Origin of the sequence: Campylobacter sp. CNRCH_2013_0671h, assembly GCF_025773055.1 — a bacterium.
Classification (GTDB): Bacteria; Campylobacterota; Campylobacteria; order Campylobacterales; family Campylobacteraceae; genus Campylobacter_D; species Campylobacter_D lari_D.
This window is the reverse complement of sequence record NZ_JAKMTG010000028.1, coordinates 1-943: the sequence shown is the minus strand read 5'-3', so window position 1 is coordinate 943 and position 943 is coordinate 1. Positions and strand designations below refer to the sequence as shown.

Here is a 943-nt window from a genome sequence, read left to right as displayed (position 1 = left end):
TTCAACCAACACCTCCCTAGCCCTTCAATCATTTAAAAAATCACTTGAAGAAGAAGGATTAATTATAGATAATTTACCTATTATGGATGGTAAAATTCATAGAGTAAAAACTACTAATGATAAAGGTAGAGAATTAAGTGGTGCTTATATTGGATATTTAAATAACAATTTTCCTGCAGGTTTTATACAAAATTTTAAAACAGGCATAAAGAAAAATTGGAAAATGCAAGTAGAAAAAAACTATAATAGTAATTTAAAAAGTTCTCAAGAATTACATAATCAAATAAAAAAAGATCAAGAGCTTAGAGAAAAAGAAATTTTAGCCTTACAAGAAAAAACTGCCTTAAAATTAGAAGATGAGTATAATAATGCAAGATGGGCTAATTCTAACCATGCTTACTTAAAGAAAAAAGGCTTTGATGAAAACTTTTATCTTAAACAAGATAAAATGGGTTCATTATTAATTCCTTTAAAAGATGAAAATGGAAAATTATGGTCACTTCAAAGAATATTTTCAAATGGAGATAAAATCATAGGAGTAATTAAAACTCAAGAAGAAAAAGATCAAGGCGTGGAATATCTTGCAAAAAAACAAGGTTGTTTTCATATTATAGGAGCTAAAACACTTCATAATTTAAAAGAATTTTATTTATGTGAAGGTTTTGCTACTGGTGCTACTTTGTATAAAGCTTTAAATAAACCTATCATTATGGCAGTAGATGCTGGTAATTTAGAAAGTGTGGTTAAAAAACTAAATACTCTCTATCCTGATAAAAATATCACAATATTTGCTGATAATGATGTAAAAAAAGAATTAAAAGGTTTAGAAAATACAGGTAAAAAAACAGCTTTAGAGATTAAAGAAAAATATTCTAATGTTAGTGTAATTTTACCAAATTTTACACAAGAGCAAAGCTCTCAAGGTATGAGTGATTTTAATGAT

General features: G+C 26.4%; 1 protein-coding gene. It reads left to right on the top strand.

Going from position 1 to position 943, the window contains the following annotated elements:
* Nucleotides 1–943 (top strand): toprim domain-containing protein (locus L8X97_RS08270; RefSeq protein ID WP_263663068.1); only part of this gene is annotated, 943 nt, incomplete at both ends.